We start from the raw sequence: 21,960 nt of genomic DNA, 5'->3' as shown, positions 1-21,960 counted from the left end.
ATTAAATTAAAAAAGCAATGAAAGAAAGAAATCAACGCATCATTACGGCGTTCCTAGCATTATTGGGAAGTTATGTGGGCATCGGCCAAACCCTGGACCCTGTTATTGAAAACCCTGATGTCATAGGCATCAATAAATTAGATGCACGTGCCACCTTCTTTCCGTATAGTTCTTTAGAATTAGCGAAGGAAAACGACCTTTCAAAAGCAGATAATTACATGCTTTTAAACGGTACTTGGCAATTCAATTACAGCGATACTCCAGAAACCAGACCAGCCGATTTCTATAAAGAAGATTTCGATACCTCTAACTGGAATACTATAAAAGTGCCTTCTAACTGGGAAGTTGAAGGTTTTGGTGTGCCAATTTATGTGAACGCGACGTATCCGTTCCAAAAAGGGCATTTAAATCCGCCAGACATTCCAGACGGCGATAATCCAGTAGGGTCTTACAAAAGAACCTTTAATGTGCCGAACAATTGGGATGGTAAGGATTTATTCATCCATTTTGGGGCTGTAAAATCGGCATTCTATATTTGGATTAACGGAAAAAAAGTGGGCTATAGTCAAGGTTCAAAACTTCCGGCAGAATTTAATGTGACCGATTTTGTAAAACCAGGGCACAACAGTATTGCGTTAGAAGTGTACCGTTGGAGTGATGGTAGTTATTTAGAATGTCAGGATTTCTGGAGAATTTCAGGCATTGAGCGTGATGTGTATTTATATGCGCGTCCAAAAATTCAATTGGTAGATTATTTTGCCAAAGCAGGCTTGGAAAACAACTATACAGATGGTGTCTTTGATTTGACTTTTGATGTAAAAAGCATTGATTCTAAAAAACAAAAAGGAAGCGTTTCAGTTGAAATCACCAGAAATAACCAATCGATTTATAGTGCATCAACGGGATATGAATTGACGCCAAACACGGCACAAAGTTTCAGTTTCAAAAAAGTGATTCCGCAAGTAAAAACTTGGTCGGCTGAAATTCCAAACTTATACCAATTAAACATCGTCATTAAAGACAGAAAAGGGAATGTCATTGAGGCCATTTCTCGAAAATTAGGCTTTAGAACTTCTGAAGTAAAAGATGGTCAATATTTGGTGAATGGAAAACCAATTTTATTCAAAGGGGTTAACCGTCATGAGCACGATCCTAATACAGGCCACGTTATTTCTCGCGAAGACATGCTAAGGGATGTCCAAATCTTTAAAGAATACAACATCAACGCGGTGAGAACTGCACATTATCCTAACGATCCTTATTTCTATGAATTATGTGATGAATACGGGATCTATGTCATCGATGAGGCAAATATCGAATCGCACGGAATGGGTTACGCCTTAGACCGAACTTTAGCGAACAATCCAGCCTGGTTAAAAGCACATTTAGCACGTGTAGGCCGTATGGTGGAGCGTGATAAGAATCACCCATCTATCGTTATCTGGTCTTTAGGAAACGAAGCTGGTAATGGCTACAATTTTTATGAGTCTTATTTGTTAGCTAAAAAAATGGACGATACCAGACCAACGCAATACGAGCGTGCGGTACACGAATGGAATACAGATTTGTATGTGCCAATGTATGAAACTCCAGCAGAGGTAGAAGCCTACGCGAAAGACCCAAGAAGAACCAAGCCTTATGTACAGTGCGAGTATGCACATGCTATGGGGAACAGTATGGGTGGTTTTAAAGAATACTGGGATTTATATGAAAAATACGACAAACTTCAAGGTGGATTTATTTGGGATTATGTAGATCAAGGCCTTAAGATCGAAAAGAATGGCCGTGAGATTTTTGCTTATGGTGGCGATTTCGGTCCGGAAGGCACACCTAGTGACAACAACTTTTTGAACAACGGATTGGTGCAGCCAGACCGTACGCCTAACCCGCATATTCATGAAGTAGCACACATCCATCAGGATATAAAGTTCTATGAAAATGATTTGGCTAATGGTGTCATCGATCTTAAAAACTGGTATTTCTTCAGAGATTTATCTAACTACAAATTAACTTGGGATGTGATTGCCAATGGCGAAGTTGTAGAATCAGGAACTATTGATGATCTTGTGACGGCACCTCAAGCGAAGAAAGCTTTAAAAATCCCTTTTACAACGACATTTAAAAAGGATGTTGAATATTTCTTGAATGTTGCTGCCCAATTAAAAGCAGACGAACCTTTATTGAAAGCAGGTTATGTTGTGGCGTATGAACAATTCCAATTGCAAGAGGCCAATGTACAAACTCCTGAAAAAGCAACGGCAGCAGTAAAATCGAAAACGGAAGGTGATGTAATTACCGTGACAGGCGAACATTTTACTGTAACGTTTAATCAAAAAGAAGGTACATTAACAGATTATGTCTACAAGACTAAAAGCTTGTTAGAAAAAGGTCCGCAAGTCAATTTCTGGCGTGCGCCAACTGATAATGATTACGGTGCGGGTACTCAAAAGCGTTATAAAGCATGGAAAGATGCTGGATCTTCAGGCAAGGTAACGACCGCTGTTAAACAAGTCTCAAAATCTGAAGTAGAAATCACGTTTACCAGAGACTTATTTGATGGTGATGCCAAGGTAATTTCGAAATTTCTGGTGGATGGAAACGGTGCTGTAAAAGTGACTAATGAGTTAAAAGCAATCCAAGGAAAGCATCCAGATTTCTATAAATTTGGAAACAAATTGGTCCTGCCGGAAGCGTATAAAAACATCACGTTTTACGGAAAAGGTCCTTTTGAAGCCTATACTGATAGACAACATGCAGCCAAAGTCGGTTTGTATAAACAATCCATCGCTGAGCAATATTTTCCATACATCCGCCCGCAGGAAACAGGAAATAAATTAGATGTCCGTTGGATGGCATTAACTAAAGAAGATGGTTCAGGCCTTAAGTTTTTAAGCGAAACACCAGTATCTGTTTCAGCCCTTAATTTTGCTGAAGAAGATTTGCATACCAATGATGAGCGCGTGCAACACCATGCTGGAGAAATTGATCCTCGTAAAGAAGTGTTCGTAAACATTGATGGTTTCCAACAAGGTTTGGGAAGCATCAACAGTTGGGGAAGATTGCCAATGGAACAATACCGATTGCCGTATAAGGACTATTCTTATTCGTACTGGATGGTGCCAATTGAGTAATGATAGTGTAAATATGCGTATGTAATACGTACAACATATCGACCCTTTTCATTGTTGAAAGCGGTCGATATTTGTTTTAATATAGAAAGTGAATGTATAAAATTTGTCTGTTGTTGTCGTTGTTCGTTTTGATGTCTTGTAAACCTCAAGAACGGACTGTGGTACCCTTGACTTTTATTCAAAACACGGCCCAACCCATCACCAAACCACAAACGCCAATCATGGGCTGGTCCAGCTGGAATAATTTTCATGTGGATATCAATGAAGAGATCATTAAAGCGCAAGCAGATTTTATGATTTCATCCGGAATGGCTGATGTGGGTTACGCTTATGTAAACATAGACGATGGCTTTTTTGGCGGTCGTGATGCTGAAGGGAATTTATTGGTGCATCCCGAACGTTTTCCTAACGGGATGAAAGTCATTTCTGATTATATTCATTCCAAAGGATTAAAAGCAGGCATCTATTCTGATGCGGGGATCAATACGTGCGCTTCGCATTGGGATAACGATACGATTGGAGTGGGCTCTGGACTGATGGGCCACGACAGAAAGGATTTGAAATTGATGCTCAACGACTGGAATTATGATTTCATTAAAGTCGATTGGTGTGGCGGCGAGTGGTTAGGATTGGATGAAGAAACCCGATACACCCAAATTGCCAATATTATAAAAGAGATCAAACCGAATACGGTATATAATATCTGCCGATGGGAGTTTCCTGGCGAATGGGCGTTGCAAATTGCCGATTCATGGCGGATCTCCGGCGATATCAGCAACGAATTCAGTTCCATCCTACACATCATAGATTTGAATGCGGATCTTTGGAAATACGCTTCCCCAGGCCATGTCAACGATATGGACATGCTGCAAGTAGGACGCGGCATGAGTTATGAAGAAGATAAAACTCATTTTACCATGTGGTGCATGATGAATTCGCCACTTTTGGCGGGGAATGATTTGCGCGATATGTCTGAAGAAACTATTGCCATATTGACCAATAAAGAGCTGATTGCCCTTAATCAGGATCCGTTGGTGTACCAAGCACGCCGTTTGGTGGATGAAGGCGATTTAGAAGTTTGGGCAAAGCCGTTAGTCTCCACCATGAGCGGGAAAGTGGCGGTCACTTTATTAAACAGATCCGATAAGCCAACGACTATGACATTCGACCTGAATACCGTCGGTTTAGATGCTTCAAAAGGCTATACCTACCGCGATTTATGGGCAAAACAGGATTATGGATCCACCACAAAAAATACATTGAGCTTTGAAGTGCCTGCACATGGTGTGGTCGTATTATCGCTATCAGGAACTTCAAAACCTTTTAATATATTTCAAAATAAATAGACCGCTCCAACATTATGATAGCTATCAAAAAACACCTTTTTAACAGTACTACAGTTTTTAATCTGTCGGCGATCTGCGTGTTATTTGGATTGCTATTCTCAGGGTCAATTCACGGTCAAGAGAGAACGGTGTTGACTTTAAAAAAGAATTGGAAGTTTCATAAAGGCGATGTAGAGAACGCATCTTCACAATCTTTTGATGATTCCAAATGGGAAACTGTTACCGTGCCTCACGATTGGGCCATAAAAGGGCCTTTTGATAAAGAAATTGACAAGCAAACGGTAGCCATTGTTCAAAATGGCGAAAAAGTAGCTACAGAAAAAACCGGACGCACGGGTGCACTACCTTATATCGGAATTGGTTGGTACCGCAATCAGTTTGATATCCCGAATTTTGATTCTGAAAAGAAAGTCATTCTCCTTTTTGAGGGCGCCATGAGCGAGCCTGAAATATTCCTTAATGGCAAAAAAGTTGGCAGTTGGAACTATGGTTATAGCTATTTCTATTTTGACATCACCGAGCATATCCGTGCCAACCAACAAAATACGTTGGCGGTTAAACTGACCAATCGCGAATTGTCCTCACGTTGGTATCCTGGTGCGGGATTGTACCGCAATGTGCGGGTCATTACCAAAAACAAGGAAAGCATTGATCAATGGGGGACTTTTATAACTACACCTTTTATAACTTCAGATCTAGCAAAAGTCAATGTTAAAACAAAGGTGTCTGGTGAAAATCTTAAAATGGTGACCACCATCAAAGATGCGGACGGTAAAACAGTGGCTGTCGATTCCACCCAAGTCATTTTTGGAGATGCCTTTGAACAGAATATTGCTGTTAGCAATCCAAAGTTATGGAGTCCGGAAACGCCCTATTTATATTCGGCCACCTCTCAATTGTATGCTGACCACATCTTAAAAGATGAAATGTCAACACGATTCGGAATTAGAAGCATCAAATACGAAGCAGAAAAAGGCTTTAGCCTAAATGATTCGATCATGAAGTTCAAAGGCGTTTGTCTGCATCATGATTTAGGCCCGATTGGCACGGCAGTGAACAGATCAGCTTTACGCCGTCAACTTCAGATTTTAAAGGATATGGGAACCAACGCCATCCGCAGCGCACACAATATGCCGTCTTTGGAGCAACTCGAATTGTGTGATGAAATGGGCTTTCTATTTTTAGCCGAAAGTTTTGATGAATGGGCAAAACCGAAAGTCGACAACGGGTACCATCGCTATTTTGAAACTAATGCAGAAAAGGATATCGTCAATTTAGTACAGGCTACGCGCAACCACCCGAGTATTGTGATGTGGAGCTCCGGCAATGAAGTCCCTGATCAATGGGGCAGTGAGGGTGCTAAACGCGCCAAACGGCTTCAGGATATTTTTCATCGCGAAGATCCCACCCGACCAGTGACCGTAGGTATGGATCAAGTAGAAGCGACTATGGCTTCAGGTTTTGGTGCGGTATTGGACATCCCGGGGTTGAATTACCGTGTGCATTTATATGAAGACGCTTACAAAGCCTTTCCGCAAGGCTTAATTTTAGGATCAGAAACCGCATCTACAGTGAGTTCTCGTGGCATTTATAAGTTCCCCGTGGTAGAAGCAAAGATGAAAATGTATGACGATTTGCAGTCGTCATCCTACGATTTGGAAGCCTGCAGTTGGTCTAACATCCCTGATGAAGATTTTGTGTTGCAAGATGACAAACCATGGGTGATTGGCGAATTTGTATGGACGGGTTTCGACTATTTAGGTGAACCGACGCCTTACGATACCAAATGGCCATCTAGAAGTTCGTATTTTGGAATTAATGATTTGGCCGGATTGCCTAAAGATCGTTTTTATTTATATCGGAGTCGTTGGAACACGAAAGAGGAAACACTCCACATGCTACCTCATTGGAATTGGGAAGGACGTGAAGGAGAAATCACCCCCGTTTTCGTTTATACCAATTATAATAGTGCTGAATTGTTTGTAAACGGCAAAAGCATGGGCATTCAGAAAAAAAATAATAGTTCGCCAACCCACAGATACCGCTTGATGTGGATGGATGTAACATACGAACCGGGTACCATAAAAGTGGTCGCTTTTGATGCTGATGGACATCCCGTGGCAGAAAAAGAAACCCATACCGCAGGAAAACCCTACAAATTAGTCTTAGAAGCCGACAGAACACAGTTAATTGCTGACGGAAAGGATTTGGCATTTGTCACCGTATCTGTGGTTGATAAAAACGGAATTCCCTGTCCTACTGCTACCAATCAATTAAAATTTAAGGTAAAAGGCGCTGGAAAATATAAAGCAGCAGCTAATGGTGACGCCACCTCCCTCGAGTTATTCCATTTACCAACAATGAAATTGTTTAGTGGTAAATTGGTGGTCTTGGTAGAAGCTGGTGAAACTGCTGGCGAGATAGTATTGGAGGTCTCAGGAAAAGGATTGAAAATGGGAAGAATAAATTTAGACACAAACATTAAATGAAAAAATTTATAACGGATAGAAACCTTACCATCATAAATTTTGCTCTAATTTTTTATTTTATAGGATTGTATTTACTTTATATATACCAAGTGAATAGTGTAATATTAGGGTTTTTCGTAGAAATTCTTACCATTCCTCTGATGCTTGCTCAAATTGTTTTTGTAATTATAGGAATAATATATCTCATAAAACATAGCGTTAGAATCCTGACTTTAGTGAGTGTTATTGCGCTGATTATTTGTTCAACGCTTACAATTGGTAGTTTTTTTTAGAAAAAATAAATACCTGAAAAATTTAAAATTCGCACAACGCTTTTGATAAAAATTATTTATAAAGATTTAAATTGATTACATATGAAATTATTAAGAACCCTCGTCATTTTAGGCAGCGTGTTTATAACGTTCGGATGTCATAACGCTAAAGTGGCCAAAAAACAACCACAAGCATCTGCTCAAAAACCAAATATCATTTATATCCTAGCGGACGATTTGGGCTACGGTGATTTGGGGGTTTACGGGCAAACCAAAATTGAAACCCCAAATATTGATGCCTTGGCAAAAGAAGGCATCCTATTTACCCAACATTATACGGCGGCTCCCGTTTGTGCACCTGCTCGTGCGTCGTTATTGACCGGTTTACACGGGGGGCATGCCAGTATTAGAGGGAATGATGAGTGGGAAGAACGTGGTAATGTTTGGAATTATCGCGCCATGATTGCGGATTCTACTTTGGAAGGTCAGCGCCCAATGCCTAAAAGTACCGTCACCTTAGCGCAAACCTTGAAGAAGGCGAATTACAAAACGGCCATTGTCGGCAAATGGGGATTAGGAGCGCCACAAACCGAATCCATTCCAACAGAAATGGGCTTCGACTATTTTTTTGGTTACAACTGCCAGCGTCAAGCACACACCTATACTCCCGTTCATTTGTATGAAAATGAAAAGCGTGTGTATTTAAATAATGATACCATTGCCCCACACGAAGGGTTGGCAAAAGGTAGCGATGCTTATGATTTGCAAGCTTATGCGAAATTCACCCAACCAGATTACAGTCCGACGTTAATATTTGATAAAATGATGGCGTTCATTGAAAAAAATAAAAAGGAACCGTTCTTCATGTATTGGGCAAGTCCAATCCCTCACGTGCCGTTGCAGGCGCCACAAAACTGGGTGGATTATTATGTAAATAAATTTGGTGATGAAGAGCCTCACCATTTTATTGAAGGTGAAGGAGCCGATTATTTCCCTACACGTTACCCGCGGGCGACTTATGCGGCGATGATTTCGTATTTGGATGAAAACGTTGGAAAGTTGGTCTCCTATTTGAAAAAGGAAGGCTTGTATGAAAACACCTTAATTGTCTTTACTTCTGATAACGGACCAAGTTCAGCAGGTGGTGGTGATGCCGTTTGGTTTGATAGTGCTGCCCCTTTTGATAGTAGCTACGGACGAGGAAAAGGATTTTTATATGAAGGGGGTATCCGCGTCCCGTTGATTGCGACATGGCCAGGAAAGATTCAACCAGGAACTACAAGTGATCACATTTCGGCATTTTATGATATCATGCCAACGTTTAATGAAATTGCACAAGTGGACACCAATTATGCTTCCGATGGGATTAGTTTTTATAATGCGTTGACCAATACAGGCAAGCAAGATCAACATGACTATTTGTATTGGGAATTTGCAGGCTATAACGGTCAAGTTGCGGTAAGAATGGGCAAGTGGAAGATGATTTGGAAGAATATCAAGAAAGGCAATAAAACAGTTGAGTTATATGATTTAGATGCGGACATCAGAGAACAACACAACATCATGGACCAACATCCTGAAATGCTCAAGACCTTTTATGACATCGTTAAAAAAGAACACAGCGCACCAGAAAACAAATCGTTTTCTATTGAAGGTGTAGAACAATTAGTAAGTCAACATCAAGAATAATAATTCCTATGAAATCTTCAAAACTCTTTTATCTTTTGGTAGGCGCCTCCGCAGTTGTAGGCTGTAAGACCAAAAACATTACAACAGCAGAAGTAAAAAAAGAACGGCCAAATATTATTTTCATCATGTCTGATGATCATGCGTATCAAGCCATCAGCGCTTATGACACGACCTTAATTCAAACCCCAAATATTGATAGGATTGCCAAGGAAGGCATGCTATTTATCAATGCCACAGTTACCAACTCCATCTGTGCGCCATCAAGAGCGGTGATCCTTACTGGAAAACACAGCCATATCAATGGTAAGATTGACAACTTAAGTCATTTTGATACCACTAATGTGACCTTTCCACAAATCCTTCAAAAAGCAGGTTATCAAACAGCCATGTTTGGAAAATTGCACTTTGGAAATAACCCAAAAGGTTTTGACGAATTCAAGATTTTACCAGGTCAAGGCGATTATTACAATCCGAAATTCATCACCCAAAAAGGGGATACTATTATTGAGGGTTATGTGACGGATATTACGACCGATTTGACTTTAGATTGGATGAAACACCGCAGAGATCCTAACAAGCCATTTATGTTGATGTATTTGCACAAAGCGCCGCACCGTGCGTGGTTGCCGAGTGAAAAGTATTATAAAGAATTTACCCAAAAGACCTTTCCCCTGCCAGAAACCTTGTTCGACGATTACAAGACCAGAGGAATAGCTGCTAAATCGGCCGAGATGGGAATTTTAAAACACATGTCGCTTATTAACGATAATAAGCTTACGCCGGCAACGGTTAAAGAGCTGAACATTGAGCAATGGAGTCAACTCGGAGAAAGCTTATATACATTGAATGCAAAGCAGCGCGCCAAGTGGGATGCCGTTTACGGACCGATTAATGAAGATTTCAAAAAGCGCTACCCAACCATGAACGATTCTACCTTGACGGTTTGGAAATACCAACGTTACTTACAGGATTATTTAGGAACCATCGCCTCCGTAGATGAAAATGTTGGTCGCGTATTGGATTATCTCGACGAAGAGAAATTAGCAGATAACACCATTGTGGTGTATACCTCAGATCAAGGTTTCTATTTAGGCGAACACGGTTGGTTTGACAAGCGATTTATGTACAACGAATCGTTTAAAACACCGTTGTTGATCAAATGGCCAAATCAAATTAAGCCAGGCATCACGGAAGATGAGATGGTGCAGAATCTGGATTTTGCCCAAACTTTCCTTGAAATTGCCGGTGTCACTGCTCCTAAAGACATGCAAGGAGAGAGTTTAGTGCCACTTTTAACCGGTAATAAAGCCGTTTGGGATAGAGACGCCGTGTACTACCATTATTATGAATATCCTGCGGAACACGCTGTGAAAAGGCATTATGGAATTGCCACCAAGGAATATAAAATCATCCATTTTTATCACGATGTGAATGAATGGGAATTGTATGATCGTTTAAATGATCCTAAAGAAGTGAATAATGTGATCAATGATCCGAAATATGCCCAAGTGGTCACCGAAATGAAGCAAAAACTTCAGGAAACACGAAAGAAATACAAGGATTCTGAGGAGCTTGATAGGAAGTATATTGAGAGTTATAATTAGTGAGGAGAGAATAGAGAAAATAGAATAGAGAAAATAGAAAAGAGAAAATAGAGAAGAGAGAAGAGAATCTCGAATGAAAAAATCTGAATAACAAATGTTGAAGTGGGAAGCACAGTGCTATTGAGGAATTTGTTGCTGACTTAATTTCAATTTTTAACAACCCTCTTAAATTCTCCTCCTTTTCAAGGAGGAGTGGATTCTGCTTCCGGAGAGAAGCAGAAGACGAGGTGGTTTCGGTGTAATCATAAGTGGGGTTAATGCTTTATAGGGTTAAGAGAAAATAGAGAAGATAGAAGAGAATCTCGAATGACAAAATCTGAATAACAAATGTTGAAGTGTGAAGCAAAGTGCTATTGACGAATTTGTTGCTTACTTAAATTCAATCTTTAACTAGCATCATAAATTCTCCTCCTTTTCAAGGAGGAGTGGATTCTGCTTCCAGAGAGAAGCAGAAGACGAGGTGGTTTTAATGTGATTCTAAGTAATTTGAAGACAGAATAGAGAATAAAGAGAATAGAAAAGAGAATATAGATTTTAAAAATGATGAATATGAATTCAGTGTTGTGCCAGTTGGGAATGCTATTGCTTTTGTGCGTGGCGTTACAGTCGTGTTCGGTTAGTAAGCCTATAAAAGAGAACAGTATTGAAGCGTATCAATTAGTGTTTGAAGACCAGTTTGATGGGACTGCATATAACACTCAATTTTGGACGAGTCTACCCCAGCGAGAAAATGGATCGCCCTGGAACCGATACGTTGTGAAGGATGCGGAATTGGCGGAAGTCAAGGATGGGAAGTTGCACATCCGCGCGCGCTGGAATGAGGAGACTAATCTCCCAGAAACTGGAGCAATCCAAACCAAAGATAAATTCAGTTTTAAATACGGCAAAATTGAAGTGCGGGCAAAGTTTAATAGCGCTTCGCAAGGCGGTTGGCCAGCCATATGGTTGATGCCGCAAAATGATGTCTATGCTGGGTGGCCTAATGGTGGTGAAATTGACATCATGGAACGTCTTAACAACGATAACTTTGTTCATCAAGTCGTGCATCAATCTGACGGCAATGCCAAACACATCTCTAAAGGTGAAACACCTGCAATTACTCCCACAGAATACAATACGTACGGCATTCTGAAACTCCCCAACCGCATCGAGTTTTATGTTAACAATAAACTGACGATGGTGCACGAGCCTACAGACGATTTCGAAAAACGCTGGCCATTTGAGACCGATTATTACATCATCCTAAACCATGCGAGTGCCGATAAAGGGCAGTCCGGTATCAATTTCTGGCCTGGGCTTGTAACCTCAACGCAAAACTTTCCACTTGAAATGGCGATTGATTATGTAAAGGTTTGGGAGTTTAAAGATTAAATCTTTTTATAAAAGTTTGATTAGATTTTCCCTAAATCTCTGCACAATATGAAATCATGTATCAGTCCATCACCGAAACATAATTCACTTCTTTTAAGGTCTTGTTCTTTTTATCAAAAGTGAAGGTCACTTCAAAAGCATCACGGTCTTCAACTGTTGCTTTATAATTGGCGTCGAGTTCTAATGGGAATAGTTTTGTAAAACTATCAGCGTCCATTCCTAAATGCACGCCATAATTGAGCTGTAGGTCTTCAGATTGTAATCGCATATAGGTAATCCGATCTACATACTTATTTTTTAAAATTCCGATAACATCAGTTGCTGATGCAAATCGGATTAAAGAATCGCGTTCTTTATCAAAATGCGCTTCACCAATTGCCACATAGCTATTTGAATTGGCTTTCAAAAGGGAATCTTTATTAGTATCTACATGCGGATTTTCATTTAAGATATAACTCTTATGGAATTGGATCGTATTTAAGCGTTGTTCTTTAGCGTTTGTGTTTAGTGTTATTGGTGATTCTAAAAAAAATTCAAGGCGCTCTACCTTGGTTAAATTGGATTCTGGTATTAAATTTTCGGATGTGGATTTGTCCTTACAGGACATGAAGAGCATGGCTATCACGACAACTATAATGGCAATGGTTCTATTGGTAATATTCATACAAGATGTTTTTAATTAAGCCTTTAAATTGATAGCTTCTGGAATTAACGATCGCGTCTCTAAGATAGGAATTGTTTTCATAGGCTTCAGAAATCTGTTTAGTAATAAGCTAAAACGTAAAAACAAGCTGAGGTTTGCTAAAAAAAATAGGCAAAACAAGAAATCTTGCTTTGCCTATAGTGTCACCTAAAATCAGAATAATTCTGATCAGTTTATTTTAACTCCACCTTTACATGCTCAAGTTTAGCTTCTAGTGTTTTTGAAGCGGTATTGCTTATTCTAATATACTTCACCTCACTATTAACGGCGCCTCTTACGGCATCATCTTTAACTTCTGTTTTCACAGAGGTCCAATCGCTACCATTAGTGGATACTTCTAATGCCAAGTGCTCATAACTGGTTGCTGGCGATAGTTTGAAGACGATTGATTTTACTTGTGCGGCTTCTTTTAGTTCAAATCCGAAGTAGGTTTTCGGTTCAAAACGAATCACTTCTAAAGGCACATTCATAGTTAACGTACGATCTTTTAGCGTCGCAGTTTGATGTTTCAACTGCTCAACATTGGTGTATAATTTGTGCGGATTATAACTGGCGACAATTTCTAAGTTTTTATCAAAAGCCTTATTGTAAGTTGCTGTTAAATGGGCAAAAGCCTCGTCAATTAATGGCGTCACCACTAAAGTGCCTGTCTTCACACCAGGTTGGTAAGGATTTTGGTTGTCTTTGCGATCATTGGTATACATTTCCGCTTTCATAGCTTTAATGGCTTGGTAGCTTCGTTCAAAATCTGTTGTGTTTTTTGCTTGGAGTGCTTTATGCATATTCAACATTGCTAATCCTGATTGCCCTAACAATTTGAACTGTCTCAACCAAGGACGCATTTCCTCCAAAAGCACTGGATTATCCGTGCTGTTAAGCAAAATATAAGACGCTTCTACCATTGCATTAAATTCGTTGGTGACAAGGTCGAGATTTGCAATTGGTTGATTTGCTTTCAATTGTTTCAAGAACGCCTCTGCTTCAGGTTTAAATTTCACCGATTCGTCGCGTCTGTATAAATGTCCATTAGGACCTAAATCGCTATTGTGGCTTGCAAAAATCTCTAATGCTGCCGCGTTTTCTGGCATCACCACTTTTAAGGCGTTCTGCCAGCTTTGTTCAGGTTGGTACCCTGCCATATTCCAAGTGTAGTTGGCAACGCCGTAAATCGCAATTTTAGAGGATTCAGCGTGTTCCATTGGGTTGGACACAAAACCAGATACGTCTTTGGCAATGTCTTTAGTGTTTCCATACGCCGGACCTAATAATAAATGGTCTCTTACATAATCAGACACTGGGAAATTCCACCAAATAAAGGCCTCACGCTGAATTTTGTTGTTGATCCAATCCATCGTTTCTTTATCAATGTCTGCCACTACACGGTTACCCGTCCACATAATTCTAACTGAAGGGTCCAATTCTTTTCCTAAAGTTTCTAGATAGCCACCTTCAGGTTTCGACCAACTTTTATTATACTCGGTTGGACACATAATCAACGGCGTCACATCTTTTTTAACCTTTACAAAATTAGTGTGCAAGTAATTTAAGAGATTGGCTTGTTGACTTGGATTCGTGCCTTCCCCAGAAATATCGTCGAAAAACACGGCGTAAGAACGCACGCCTAAATCGTACATCATTTCAAATTTGCGGAGTAGGGCAGTACGGTCTTCCTCAGTCCATTTAATATCTTTTCCAGGATGCACGGCCCACACAAAATCGACATGATTTAAATTCGCCCTATCGATGAGTTTTTTAAGTTGCGCAGCTTCATCCTCAGGATAGGCTTTTCTCCAGTTTGGTGAGCTGTGGTAAGGATCATCCTTTGGCCCGTAGATGTAGGTGTTGAGTTTGTTTTCGCCATAAAAATCAATCTGACGCATACGGTGTTCAAAACTCCACGGGGCACCGTAAAAACCTTCCACGACGCCACGGGCCGTCACGTCTGGATAATCAGTAATCTCACCTAAAGGCATTTGATCAGCTTGTAATAAAGCGATTAAAGTTCTCACGCCGTAATACGTGCCACGCACGTCGTTGCCAATAACGGTAATGGCCTTGTCTGAACTATGGATGTAATAGCCTTCTGGGTTTTCAGGGACTTTTTTTAGAAGTTTTCTTGAGAACTTATCCTTGCGCTCTCCGATGGTAACTGAAAATCCGTCCGAAGCGGTATTGTCACTCGTAAAGAATGTAGATAGTAGATGTTTCGTTGCAGGATCAGCATTTTTCTGTTCCACCTTAAAATGCGATGGGACAGACGTGTATTTTGAAATGGAAAGCTGCTGAGGTTGTGGATTAACCACGAGTTCTTGCGAAAACCCTAGGCTGCTAATCAGCATAAACGCACTTAAAATAAAGGTTTTAGTGGTGATTCGTTTTACGGTGAATTGTTTTAATGTTGTCATGATGGATATTAAATGATTTGATAGCTATTTTTATTTTTCGGCCAATTGATTCAGTTGCTTTTTAGCGTCTTCAAGTAGGCGTTCTAAATCTTCTGGTTTGGTGTTTCTGTTGAATTTTTCGACGAGTTGATTTAATTCTTGTAGTTCCGCGGTCATACTTCTATTGGAAAAATCGTCTCTTAGAATTCTGATTTTTTCAGCATCAACAATGCCTTCCCTTAGTTTTTCAAAACGGATGGAGCTTCTATTGTTAGGGTACACACTATAAGTATCTCCAGCAGGCCAGGTTCTAAATCGGGAATCTTGCAATGGATTTTCTGTCCAGCTGTTATAGCTCCAACGTAAAAAACCGTCAAAATCGGCCGCCATGGCGTACCAACCTATAAACGTGCCTTCTGCAGGAGGCGAAAAGGTAAAAGTGTTTGGAAACGCGTCGGCACAGGACACGTAAAAGGTGCTGATGTACCCATTAGCTTTGCGAATCTTTAAATCCTCAGCATCTACAGGATGCCCAAAGGCAACGGACATGTCTTTTAAGTCGTCCGGATACAGTTTGTAACTTTTATGATTATCGGCAAACGACACACCGAATTCCGGAGCGTGCTCATTGAGTAATTCCAGCATGGCCTTCATCTCTTCTGGGCCGCGCTCGTCCATGGCAATTCTTGTAATGGTATTCCAACCTTTTTCTTCTAAATGGGACTTGAATTTCGCTAAGAACGGAATCCATAAGTCTTTATACTCTGGAGATCCTGGTGCCGCTTTTACCTTGATTTCCTTGTTTTCGGCTTCATCAAAATAGTAAAACTCGTTGCCCCATGGCACCATGGAATAGCCACTAATTTGATTCTTGATGCCTAAATCCATCATCATTTGCACCCATTTATCAAAAATGGTATAATCATAAGTCCAGGTCCCATCTGCTTTTTTGCGCCATTCTATCATCGCTTCAAATTGATCATAGGTTTGTCCACCCCACGGGCGTTTGTTGAGGGAAACGGTAATTACTTTCTGTCCTGCATCCGCAAGACGTTTCATAATCGGTTTTAACAAGTCGAAATGCGCATCAGACCACGGCTCCACGTCATGAAAACGTGCTACTGCGTAAGGATTTTGCCATAAATCTAAATGGAATTTCCAATCGGAAGCTTGCGGTAAAACCTTGTCAATTACGCGAATGGAAAATGCCATGGTTTTTGATGCTTGTCCTTTAACGTCAATGGTGAATGTGCTTGTGTAAGTGCCCGGTTTGGCATCTTGCGGAATATCCATCGTCACCCAAACTGGTCGGGTTTCCTGAGCGTGAATAGCGAAAGAATTGACCGGTTCAAGTGCATCCGCAGCTAATGAAGACGGGAAGTCTTCCGGTTTTCTATGGCCACAACCTTGATCGAAGACATCGGTTAAAACATACTTCACAAAATTAATGGTGGCGATACTTGCAGGAAGTGTTGCTCCTGAATCCGACTTAAAATCTGAAATTTTGGTATTGACTTCAGTCAAAGAATCTTTACTCCACAACACAAGTTGCGCTGCGCTGCGTTCGCCCTTCCACGCGGTACCATTCCAAGTGGATTGTACTTCTATTTTAGGAATTTCACTTTTTACAAATCGGATGTTGGTAGACGTTACTGAGGCTTGCAGCCCTTGTGGAACAGCGGACCAGTTTTGATTAGTTGCTGGCGAAGGATCTACAGGTTCTTGGTAGGTTTGTGCTATGGTGAAAACTTTTTGTTGCTGACAGCTGGAGGTCCAGATGACAGAAAGCATTAGCACGGATTTTATAAATAGTTTCATTATGCAATTGTATTATTTGGATGGGTTTATGGAGATGGGTCTTTGACACGAACCTGCCTGCCGGCAGGCAGGTTCGTGTCTAAGATTTATTACTTCCCAATAACATCCCCGTTTAAAACTTTCTTTTCGCTATTAGGCGCGGTATACCAAACGGTCAATAATGCACCTCCAGTCGCTTCGTGGAATTTTACCGTTAGTGGATGCCATCCTTTTTTAAGGGCAACCATCCCGTTTTTCTCTAATGCCGAATGATTACCGCCATTATCCACTACAAATTTATCGTCGATGTATAACAAACTTCCATCATCAGATTTTGTAGCGAATTCATACAACCCATCTGCTTCCGCATAGAAGTAGCCTTTAAACACCATGGAAACCTGTTCTTGGCCATCGTGATCCGAAAAATTCAATTCGTTAACTGCGGTGTAGGTGGCTGTTTTTGGCAGCACAATATCATCAACCACTTTAAATTTCTTAACTGCCGTCCAACGGTTGATAACACCTTTTTCTGGAGTCACCTCTAAAGGTTCCAAATAGCTTTGCTTCTCTATAAGTGCTGATCGTTTTTCGCTGGCAATATCACCTCTATAGGCAACAGTAGTTAAAGTAACGGTTTCTGAAAAACTTAAAGGCTCTGTGTATTTCTTAGAGGCTTTGGTTGGCACAGTCCCATCTGTCGTGTAATATATGTCCATCCCAGTTAATGGTGCTTCCAAAGAAATGGTTGCTGTATCTAAAAATGCGACTTTATCTTTCAATCCGGTGACTGCTGGAATGTGATATTGAACGCCCAAAGCATCCAATCGGTCGTATTGAAGCGTCATGCGTTTTTGGAAATTATCGTGATCTTTGGCATCTTTTGAACTCCACGCCGTTTCAGCCATCGCCAATAATCTTGGAAAGGCTTGGTATTCTAAACGTTTAAAATTAGGAATCATTTCTGACCATAAATTGGCTTGAATTCCTATGATATGTTTGGCTTGATCCTCAGTGAATTCTTCCGGAATTGGTTCGTAATTATAGACTTTTTCAAACGGTGTTGCCTCATGTTTCGCATCAAAATAATATTCAAAACACGGCGTGATGATCATATCATTACCGTTATCAGCAGCTTTAGTGAGCATGTCGGGTGCCCAATTGCGCCACCACATCATCGTGGTCTGTTCAGAGACGCCACCCTCCACAATTTCATCCCAACCCATCATACGCTTTCCTTTTGATCTAAGAAATGCCTCAATATCATGATTGAAAAACGATTGCAATTCGTGCTCGTTCTTTAAATTGTTGTCCTTAATGGTTTTCTGACAGAGCGGACATTCTTTCCATGACTGGATATTTACCTCGTCACCACCAATGTGGATGTATTCGGAAGGAAATAATTCGGCGATTTCTGAGAGAATGTTTTTTGTGAATTCATAGGTGCTTTCTTTTCCTAAACAGGCAGGAATTGAAAATAATTCGCCCCATCCCGCTTCGCCGGAACAAGCCAAAAATGGGTAATTATCAATGGCCGATTTAAAGTGGCCTGGCATGTCAATTTCAGGAATCACCTCAATTTGACGCTCTGCCGCATAGGCAATAATCTCTTTAATTTGCTCTTGGGTAAAGAATCCGCCATACATTCGTTGGCCATCACGGTCGTGATAATGTTGTTCATCAATCGTAAAAGACGGATCTGTTTTGGCCAATTCCTTACATTCTTTGTCGTGAGAACTTTCTATACGCCAAGCGCCTTTTTCAGTCAATAACGGATACTTTTTAATTTCAACACGCCAACCTTGATCATCCGTTAAATGCATATGGTAGGTGTTCAATTTGTAAAGCGCCATATAGTCTAAAAAGGTTTTTACCTCATCAATACTAAAAAAATGGCGGCTGAAATCCATTTGCATGCCGCGCCATGCGAAACGCGGTTGGTCCGTTACATTAATGCTAGGAATGATCCAATTGGCATCCTTACTGTTCGCTTTTTCAATGCTTGCAGGCAACAGTTGACGTAGGGTTTGTACGGCGTAGAAATAGCCCGCAGCATCACTCGCTTTTACAGTGATACTTTTTGGCGTGACTTCTAAAGTATAGGTTTCACTGGCAAGGGTTTCGTCCTCGATAAACACAACGCCGTTTTCATCTTTAGTAGCGATGATGTTTAGCGGAAAACCTGCTGCCTTTTCAAATAAATCTGATAAGTATTTGGCGGCTGGCTTTTGACTGTCATTACCAACAGAGATTTTGGTGTCCTTTGAAAACGTATAACTGCCTTCAGAAAGATACATCGATGAGGGTTTCGGAACAATGGAAATTTCATCTTCCGTAAAAGTTCTTGTTTGTTTGACTTGGCAGCTGCTCAAGATGACTAAGAGCAGGAGTAAGGGTGAAAAGTATTTCATGGATTTATTTTTTTTCGGCTTTAGCTTTTTCTTCTGCTTCAAGCTTATCAGAATCTTTAAAATAGTTGATGCCTAAACTATCCCAATGTTGTTGCATTTTTTTAAGTGCGACTTTAAAGCTGTCGTAATCTTTGTTGTTTAAGTTTGTCCAGCCTACTTCAGCAAACGCAGCAATTCTTGGGAATGCTTGGCGCTCTACATCAGCGTTGGTCGGCGTCCATTCGCTCCACATTTGGCAGCCGGTACCATAAATATTATCGTGGTATTGTGCATCCAAACCTTCAGGAATCGGGTTAAATTCATAAGCCTTTCTTAAAGAAATAGAGTTGTGGCTATAATCTAAATAGGTTCTATTATGAATGGAGTTGACAATGCTATAGCCATTTTTAGCCGCTTCGGTCAATAATGCCAAATCGCCTTTCCAGAAGTGTACAATAGCGTTTTTAGCCAATTCAGTTTCTGCCTCTACATCATTTTTCTTTTCAGCAAAATCAGCATGGATATTTTTACCTAAAATTTCATTCCATCCCATCATTCGGCGACCATTACTTTCAATAAATTTAGAAATGTTATTGGTGAATTGGATCTGTAAATCGGCAGGTGATTTGATGTCGTTTTCTTTCATATACTTTTGAACCGAAGCAGATTTCTCCCAAACTTCGTAGCCTACTTCATCGCCACCAATATGGATGACTTCAGAAGGGAACAATTCAAACAATTCATTTAAAACATCTTGAATAAAGGTGATGACTTCCGGCTTGGTCACATCATAATTGTCATACAAACGTCCAAAAGTAACCGGTACCTCAATCGCTTTCCCAGCTGTTCCTAACCAAGTGTAAGATGCGATGGCGGCACTGGCGTGTCCTGGCATTTCAAATTCAGGCACCACATTAATATTACGAGCAGCAGCATAGGCTACAATATCTTTGATTTGTTCTTGAGTATAGAATCCGCCATGTGGCTCGCCTGAAGTTTTCCCACTTTTCCAAGTTTCAATTTCAGTGTCTTTACGGAACGCACCTACTTCAGTTAATTTTGGATATTTTTTAATTTCGATACGCCATCCTGCATCGTCCACCAAATGCCAGTGGAAGGTATTCATTTTCAACAATGCCATTTGATCGAGCATTTGTTTTACGAAGGCTTCACCATGAAAATAACGGGCTTCATCAAGCATAAACGCACGCCATCTAAAACGAGGACTGTCCTTAACTGTGACTGAAGGCACCAAAACGGTATTGTTTTCAGTAGAAACCAATTGTTTTAACGTCTGAACGCCATAATAGTAACCTGCAGCAGCACTAGCCGCAATGTTGATGTTTTTTGGAGTGACGGTCAATTCATAAGCTTCTGGGCCCAAATTAGTATTGAGATCAAACGTAATGGTCGCTTTTTTGGCGTCTGATGATTTAAGGTTTTTACCTAAAGTTTCCTTTAGATAGGCTTGAAGATCAGCAGCGGCAGTTTTCTGAAGATCATGCGTTGCTGAAATACTTTGGTTAGCATTAAGCGTGAAAGAACCTTCCTGTAATTCCAAGGAATTTGGTTGTGGTAATACAGCAATTTCAGAAGCTGTAAAGGTTTTTGATTGCGCGGTACAATTGGTTAAGGTGAAGAGACCGATTAATGTGAGGAAAATAAACTTCATTAGTAAGTGTTTAGGTGTTTGATTATAAATGAATAGGCGTTAGCATGCTTGAAATGATAGGTGTTTAACTGTATACATAGATGTAAAAAAACAATCTGAAAATATAGCAACTTAAGTCAAGTAATGAAAAAGATTTCGACGGACGACTCTAATAAACGGGTGGAGGCGAACTAGTTTGTTTATTCTTGCGGAATAAATTCCAGTTTATAATCCGTCGTGGCAATTTGTATTAAAGCTTGATAGATGAATTCGCTTACTTGTTGATGTCCTGGAATGTTGATCAAATCGGCCGTATCTTCAGGTCGGTGGTATTGTGGGTGCGCGCCCGTATGGATCCCGATTACAGACAGGTCTTTTTTAAAGAACGAGACATGATCTGATCCACCAACAGAGCCGGCATGGACAATCGGCGTTAACCCCATGGACTCGCCTAAATTCTGTAATAAGGTCACGCCGTCTGGAAAAGTTCCGGCGCCATTCATATACACATGTTTTTCTGTATTTAAGCGACCAACCATATCCATGTTGATCATCAGTTTTATTTGAGACAACGGCACTAAAGGGTTTTCTACAAAATATGTACTTCCCAACAGGCCTTGTTCTTCAGCGCCAAAAGCAATAAAAATAACGCTACGTTTTAATGCTGTTTTATTTGCGGCAATTTTCTCAGCGATTTCCAGTAAGGCTGCGGTACCGCTGGCATTATCATCAGCACCATAATGAATGGTGTTTTTTTGGTCGGATTTTGATGATGGCCCGCCCATTCCTAAATGGTCATAATGGGCACCTAACACAATATATTCATGTTTCAAAATAGGGTCATTGCCTTCAAGAAATGCAATTACATTGGAGGTTTTGACGGGGCGTTTTTCAGGCTCGCCTTTAGCCACCCGGATACGTGCTTTAAATTTTTGCTCATAACAGCTGCCTAGTTTTTGAAGTCCTTGGTTTTTAAAATCCTTTTTAATGTATCTGACCACATCTCGACTCGCTTTGGTGCCAGGAAATCGGCCGGCATTCTTTTCTGAAGCAAGGAATTCAATGTGGCTTTTGAGTTCGCTTTCTGTGATGTCAGCTTGCGAAAATGAACCATAAGAACTTAATGTCAATAGAGATAGGAAGAGCAATTTTTTCAT

Annotated in this window: 12 protein-coding genes; 6 read left to right on the top strand and 6 right to left on the bottom strand. The window is 40.5% G+C overall.

Annotated features, from left to right (window positions below):
- Positions 1–17: 17 nt before the first annotated feature.
- The 6 genes from BXY82_RS02160 (at position 18) to BXY82_RS02135 (ending at position 11,881) form a co-directional block, all read left to right on the top strand.
- Positions 18–3,131 (top strand): glycoside hydrolase family 2 TIM barrel-domain containing protein, encoded by a 3,114-nt coding sequence (locus BXY82_RS02160; protein WP_133756536.1) that lies wholly within the window; start codon positions 18–20, stop codon positions 3,129–3,131.
- A 92-nt stretch (positions 3,132–3,223) separates the two neighbouring features.
- Entirely contained in the window at positions 3,224–4,477 is a 1,254-nt protein-coding gene (locus BXY82_RS02155) for a glycoside hydrolase family 27 protein (RefSeq protein ID WP_243835653.1), read from the top strand.
- Between the two features lie 14 nt (positions 4,478–4,491).
- Complete coding sequence (locus tag BXY82_RS02150; RefSeq protein WP_133756535.1) at positions 4,492–6,966, top strand: DUF4982 domain-containing protein; 2,475 nt, start codon at positions 4,492–4,494, stop codon at positions 6,964–6,966.
- A 353-nt stretch (positions 6,967–7,319) separates the two neighbouring features.
- Positions 7,320–8,906, top strand: a complete 1,587-nt coding sequence (locus tag BXY82_RS02145; RefSeq protein WP_133756534.1) for an arylsulfatase — start codon at positions 7,320–7,322, stop codon at positions 8,904–8,906.
- Between the two features lie 8 nt (positions 8,907–8,914).
- Complete coding sequence (locus BXY82_RS02140) at positions 8,915–10,510, top strand: sulfatase family protein (RefSeq protein ID WP_133756533.1); 1,596 nt, start codon at positions 8,915–8,917, stop codon at positions 10,508–10,510.
- Between the two features lie 549 nt (positions 10,511–11,059).
- Positions 11,060–11,881, top strand: coding sequence for a glycoside hydrolase family 16 protein (locus BXY82_RS02135; RefSeq protein ID WP_166643241.1), 822 nt, complete (start codon positions 11,060–11,062; stop codon positions 11,879–11,881).
- A 61-nt stretch (positions 11,882–11,942) separates the two neighbouring features.
- Here BXY82_RS02135 and BXY82_RS02130 read toward each other — a convergent pair whose 3' ends face one another.
- From BXY82_RS02130 to BXY82_RS02105, 6 genes are all read right to left on the bottom strand, one after another.
- Positions 11,943–12,545 (bottom strand): hypothetical protein, encoded by a 603-nt coding sequence (locus tag BXY82_RS02130; protein WP_133756531.1) that lies wholly within the window; start codon positions 12,543–12,545, stop codon positions 11,943–11,945.
- 212 nt (positions 12,546–12,757) lie between these two features.
- Positions 12,758–14,989: a beta-N-acetylglucosaminidase gene (locus tag BXY82_RS02125; protein ID WP_133756530.1), complete on the bottom strand. Its 2,232-nt coding sequence runs from the start codon at positions 14,987–14,989 to the stop codon at positions 12,758–12,760.
- A gap of 30 nt (positions 14,990–15,019) precedes the next feature.
- Positions 15,020–16,786 (bottom strand): DUF4091 domain-containing protein, encoded by a 1,767-nt coding sequence (locus BXY82_RS02120; RefSeq protein WP_133756529.1) that lies wholly within the window; start codon positions 16,784–16,786, stop codon positions 15,020–15,022.
- Between the two features lie 89 nt (positions 16,787–16,875).
- Positions 16,876–19,173 carry a family 20 glycosylhydrolase gene (locus BXY82_RS02115; RefSeq protein WP_133756528.1) on the bottom strand — a complete coding sequence of 766 codons (2,298 nt, stop codon included), beginning with the start codon at positions 19,171–19,173 and terminating at the stop codon, positions 16,876–16,878.
- Positions 19,174–19,177: 4 nt separating this feature from the next.
- Positions 19,178–20,824 carry a beta-N-acetylhexosaminidase gene (locus tag BXY82_RS02110; protein ID WP_133756527.1) on the bottom strand — a complete coding sequence of 549 codons (1,647 nt, stop codon included), beginning with the start codon at positions 20,822–20,824 and terminating at the stop codon, positions 19,178–19,180.
- 179 nt (positions 20,825–21,003) lie between these two features.
- Positions 21,004–21,960, bottom strand: coding sequence for a M20/M25/M40 family metallo-hydrolase (locus BXY82_RS02105; RefSeq protein WP_133756526.1), 957 nt, complete (start codon positions 21,958–21,960; stop codon positions 21,004–21,006).

It is taken from the genome of Gelidibacter sediminis (assembly GCF_004364975.1).
Classification (GTDB): Bacteria; Bacteroidota; Bacteroidia; order Flavobacteriales; family Flavobacteriaceae; genus Gelidibacter; species Gelidibacter sediminis.
The sequence above is the reverse complement of the archived record's forward strand: the minus strand, read 5'-3'. Positions and strand labels throughout refer to the sequence as shown.

Excerpts from the sequence above, each read along its gene's own strand:
- BXY82_RS02160 (WP_133756536.1), top strand. The coding sequence starts at position 18 with ATGAAAGAAAGAAATCAACGCATCATTACGGCGTTCCTAGCATTATTG.
- BXY82_RS02155 (WP_243835653.1), top strand. The coding sequence starts at position 3,224 with ATGTATAAAATTTGTCTGTTGTTGTCGTTGTTCGTTTTGATGTCTTGT.
- BXY82_RS02150 (WP_133756535.1), top strand. The coding sequence starts at position 4,492 with ATGATAGCTATCAAAAAACACCTTTTTAACAGTACTACAGTTTTTAAT.
- BXY82_RS02145 (WP_133756534.1), top strand. The coding sequence starts at position 7,320 with ATGAAATTATTAAGAACCCTCGTCATTTTAGGCAGCGTGTTTATAACG.
- BXY82_RS02140 (WP_133756533.1), top strand. The coding sequence starts at position 8,915 with ATGAAATCTTCAAAACTCTTTTATCTTTTGGTAGGCGCCTCCGCAGTT.
- BXY82_RS02135 (WP_166643241.1), top strand. The coding sequence starts at position 11,060 with ATGAATTCAGTGTTGTGCCAGTTGGGAATGCTATTGCTTTTGTGCGTG.
- BXY82_RS02130 (WP_133756531.1), bottom strand. The coding sequence starts at position 12,545 with ATGAATATTACCAATAGAACCATTGCCATTATAGTTGTCGTGATAGCC.
- BXY82_RS02125 (WP_133756530.1), bottom strand. The coding sequence starts at position 14,989 with ATGACAACATTAAAACAATTCACCGTAAAACGAATCACCACTAAAACC.
- BXY82_RS02120 (WP_133756529.1), bottom strand. The coding sequence starts at position 16,786 with ATGAAACTATTTATAAAATCCGTGCTAATGCTTTCTGTCATCTGGACC.
- BXY82_RS02115 (WP_133756528.1), bottom strand. The coding sequence starts at position 19,173 with ATGAAATACTTTTCACCCTTACTCCTGCTCTTAGTCATCTTGAGCAGC.
- BXY82_RS02110 (WP_133756527.1), bottom strand. The coding sequence starts at position 20,824 with ATGAAGTTTATTTTCCTCACATTAATCGGTCTCTTCACCTTAACCAAT.
- BXY82_RS02105 (WP_133756526.1), bottom strand. The coding sequence starts at position 21,960 with ATGAAAAAATTGCTCTTCCTATCTCTATTGACATTAAGTTCTTATGGT.